At 72.5% G+C, this 4,040-nt stretch carries 4 protein-coding genes; 2 read left to right on the forward strand and 2 right to left on the reverse strand.

The features are described 5' to 3' along the window. Nucleotides 1–401 (forward strand): enoyl-CoA hydratase-related protein (locus QH283_RS27475; protein WP_280505835.1); only part of this gene is annotated, 401 nt, incomplete at its 5' end. A 179-nt stretch (nucleotides 402–580) separates the two neighbouring features. Then, complete coding sequence (locus tag QH283_RS27480; RefSeq protein ID WP_280505836.1) at nucleotides 581–1,696, forward strand: SDR family oxidoreductase; 1,116 nt, start codon at nucleotides 581–583, stop codon at nucleotides 1,694–1,696. A gap of 7 nt (nucleotides 1,697–1,703) precedes the next feature. Here the strand turns inward: QH283_RS27480 and QH283_RS27485 are convergent, their stop codons facing one another. Together QH283_RS27485 and QH283_RS27490 are read right to left on the reverse strand one after the other, a co-directional pair. Then, entirely contained in the window at nucleotides 1,704–2,726 is a 1,023-nt protein-coding gene (locus QH283_RS27485; RefSeq protein ID WP_280505838.1) for an alpha/beta hydrolase, read from the reverse strand. Between the two features lie 101 nt (nucleotides 2,727–2,827). Next, nucleotides 2,828–4,040, reverse strand: a 1,213-nt coding sequence (locus QH283_RS27490; protein WP_280505837.1) for a thioesterase domain-containing protein, incomplete at its 5' end; no start/stop codon positions are given.

Here is a 4,040-nt window from a genome sequence, read left to right on the forward strand (position 1 = left end):
ACTCCTACCTGCTGCGGGCCTTCATCAACATCGGCCTGATGCCCGACGGCGGCGCGGCCGCCCTGGTCGCCGCGGCGGCCGGTCGTCCGCTGGCCGCGCGGCTGGCCCTGCTCGGCGAGCGCCTGCCCGCGACCGAGGCCCACAAGGCAGGCCTGTTCACCGCGGTGCTGCCCGCCGACGAGCTGGACGCGGCGGTCGAGGCGGTGGCCGCGAAGGTCGCCTCCGGCCCGCGCCGCGCGCTCGAGCTCACCAAGCGCGCGCTGAACCTGGCCACGCTGTCGGCCCTGGACGAGACGTTGGCCGCCGAGAAGACCGGCCAGGTGGAACTGCTCCAGTCGCCGGATTTCCTCGAGGGCGCGACCGCCATGCTGAGCAAGCGCAAGCCGGTCTTCGGCGACTAGCCCTCGCCACGACGCCGTGCGGGGAACGCCCCGCACGGCCACTCACTTCCGCCACACCGGCGGATCGGTGGTTCGCGGGCCGCCCCCGGGTAGCTCGGGCCCGCGGACACCCACCGGACACGCCACGGTTGTGACGCCCGCCACAGGACGGCTACGCCGATTCACTATGTTGATCGGCTATGACATCACTTGTCACCGGCGCGACCGGGTTCATCGGCCGATTCCTCATCCCCGAACTGCTGCGCCGCGACGGCGAGGTCCACGTGCTGATCCGGCCGGGCGCGGCGGCCGAGCGGCGGTTCGCCCGCTGCGCCGCCGAATGGGGCGGCGGACGGCGCGTCCGGCCGGTCGTCGGTGATCTGGCCGGAGCCGGGCCCGCCCTCGATCCCGGTTGGGTGCGTGAGCATCGCGGGCGCGTCGAGCACGTCTTCCACCTCGCCGCCGCCATCGACGGCAGCGCCACCGCCGCGAACTACCCCGTGTCCGGCGCATCCGGCGATGCAGCGGCGGGCACGCGCCCCCATCCCGAACTCTCGGCCGAGCTGGACACCCTCGCGACCAGGCGGGTGGTCGAACTGACCAGGGACCTCGGCGCGGACCGGCTGCACCACCTGTCGACCGTGGAGGTGGCGGGCGACCATCGCGGCCCGTTCACCGAGCAGATGCTCGACACCGGCCAGCGCCTCACCCCGGCTCAGCGCGGGCGCCTCGAATCCGAACGCGCGGTGCGGGCCTGCGGGCTGGACTGGCGGATCTACCGCCACGCCATCGTGATGGGACACTCCCGCACCGGCGAGGTCGACACCGGGGACGTGAGCGCGCGGCGGCTGTTCGAGCTGCTGCGCCGGGCGGGTCAGCTGCCCCGGCTGCTGCCGGTGCTGGTGCCGCAACTGGGCGAGACCAACATGGTGCCGGTGGATTTCGTCACCGCCGCCCTCGCTCACATCGCCTTCTCCGGCTCCCCCGGGCGCACCACCTACCACCTCACCGACCCCACCCGGGTCCGCACCGTGGACGCGCTCAACCTGTTCGCCGACGAGGCGGGCGCACCGCACCTGGTCGAGGTCACGGGCAAGGCCGCACTGCGCAAGATACTGCGCATGCCGGGCGCGCGGCGGATGCTGCCGAGCGTCGGCCTGCCCGAGGACGCGCTGACGCACAACGAGTTCGACTGCTGGTTCGACCGCGCCAACACCAGCGCCGCCCTCGCCGGAACGGGCATCACCGTCCCGCCGCTGGCCGACTACGCCCCTCGGGTGTGGAAGACCTGGAGCGAACTGGCCGCCGTGCCGTGAGACGGGCTCAGAGGCCGAGGCCCTTGGCCAGCACCGGCCAGGAGCGGGGGAACTCCTCGTTCCAGTAGCCCCAGGAGTGGGTGCCGTTGGGGCGGAAGTTGTAGGTGGCCGGGATGCCGAGCTCGTCGAGGCGGTTCTTCAGGTTGTGGGTGCAGTAGTTGGTGCCGGCCTCGATGACGCCGCCGATGATGATCTGATTGGCCAGACCGTAGGCGCCGGGCAGGGCGTACGGGCCGTCGAGGGTGTCGTACGGGCCGGGCAGGCCGTTGCCGCTGGAGATGTAGAGGTCCAGACCGCGCAGGCCCTCGGCGTTCACATACGGGTCGTTGGCGACCCACTCCTCCGATCCCTCCGGGCCCCACATGTTCTCGGTGTCGCCGCCGCCCCAGACCTCGACGGTCAGCTTGATGAACTCCGAGCCGACCGGGTCACTGGTCTGCGCGCACCCGCTGTAGGCGGCCGCGGCCTTGTACAGGCCGGGCTTGGCGATCGGCAGCGCGAGCACGGTGGTGCCCGAGGTGGACAGGCCCGCGATGGCGTTCACGCCATTGGTGCCCAGCGCGCCGTCGACCAGCGGGGGCAGCTCCTCGGTGAAGAAGGTCTTCCACTTGTTGCGGCCGAGCGTCGGGTCGTCCTTGATCCAGTCGGTGTAGTAGCTCCACTTGCCGCCGATGGGCTGGATGACGTTGACGTTCTTGTCCGCCAGGAACTCCAGGGCGTTGGACCTGGCCACCCAGGAGGCCGAGTCCTCGCCGCCGCCAGCGCCGTTGAGCAGGTACAGCGTCGGGCGCGGCACCGAGGCGTCGGCCGGGCGCTGGACGTCGATGATGACGTCCTTGTCCATCGCGGCGGAGTAGACGTACAGCCGGAGGTTGCGATCGTCCTTGACCTCGGCCCTGGAGATGCGCGAGCCGTCAGGGGCGACGGGGTCGGCCAGCAGCGCGCCGGACTCCATGATCGGATCGGCCGTCGCGGAGGAGACGCCGAGGCCGGAGATCAGTCCGGCGAACACCGCGGTGGTCGCGATCAGCGCGGCGGCTCGGGAGCCGCGGCGCCGGGTCTGCCGACGAATCAATTTCGCACCTTCACTTCGTATCGGATCAGGATCGTCACGTCAGGGGGGCAACCGCGTTACCTCGCGGAGCCATCATGCCTGATCGGACCCGCGCCGGGGGTTCGCACCCCCGGGGCGAGTCGCGCCGCCAGCGTAGGACCTATCTGCGCCAGCGCGTGCGGGGAGGTCATCTCGTCGTGGGTGGCGTGCACCGGGTGGTCGACGACCTCGCCCGCGACGAACGCCCGCCATTTGACGGCCGAGTTCTCCGGGTCGATGCCGCGCACCAGGTTCGCGCCGAGGATGCGGGCGCTGAAGTAGTCCACCCTGCCCTTGAACACACCGGGCCGGTGCTCGGAGATCAGCTCCGCCGAGCGCACCGCGCTGCGGTAGAGCCGGCCGAGGCGCTCGGGGGTGAGCGCGGTCAGCTCGGCCGGGATGGCCGCGTGCAGGGCCGCCAGCGAGTCCTCGCTCAGCGCGGGCGCGGGCGCGTCGCCGAGCAGGTTGTCGGCCTGGATGCCGATCTCGGCCAGCGCGCCGCGCAGCGCGGTGTGGAAGTCGGCCTTGGCGATGTCGTGGTGGCTGTCCAGCAGCGCCAGCAGCGCGACCTCCTCGCCCGCCTCCTGCAGTGAGACCGCCACCGCGTGCGCGAGCAGGCCGCCGAGCGACCAGCCGACCAGGTGGTAGGGCCCGAACGGCTGCACCGAGCGGATCTCGGCCAGGCAGCGCGCGGCCATCTCCTCGAGCGAGCGCGGCAGGTAGTCCGGCTCCGACAGCGCGGGCGACTGCAGGCCGAGCACCGGCCGGTTCGGCTCCACGTAGGCCAGCAGGCCCGCGTAGCTCCAGGACAGGCCCGCCATCGGGTAGAAGCAGAACAGCGGCGGCAGGTTGCCCTCGCCACGGATCGGCAGCAGCGGGCCGAGCGCGTCGTCGGTGCCCGGTTCGTAGTCGACGCCGCAGGCGGCGGCCTGATCGATGCGCCTGGCCAGGGTGGCCACCGTGGAGTCGGTGAAGAACCACTGCACGCGGGTCTCCAGGCCTGCGTCCTGACGCAGCCTGGCCACCACCTTGGTGGCGCTCAGCGAGTTGCCGCCGAGCTCGAAGAAGTCGTCGTCGAGCCCGACGCGCGCGCCCCGGCCGAGCTCGAGCACCTCGGCGAAGACCTCGGCCAGCAGCTTCTCGGTCTCGGTGGCGGGCGCCCCGGACCGGCGCACCGGCCGCGCGGGCCCCCGCCGCGCGGTGCGGTCGAGCATGCCGCGGGGGTTGAGCGGCCGCGCGGCCCGCGGCACC

The organism is Nocardia farcinica (assembly GCF_029867845.1).
Taxonomy (GTDB): domain Bacteria; phylum Actinomycetota; class Actinomycetes; order Mycobacteriales; family Mycobacteriaceae; genus Nocardia; species Nocardia farcinica_A.

Bases quoted from the DNA above. Each gene is read 5' to 3' on its own strand.
- QH283_RS27480 (WP_280505836.1), top strand. From the start codon at position 581: ATGACATCACTTGTCACCGGCGCGACCGGGTTCATCGGCCGATTCCTC.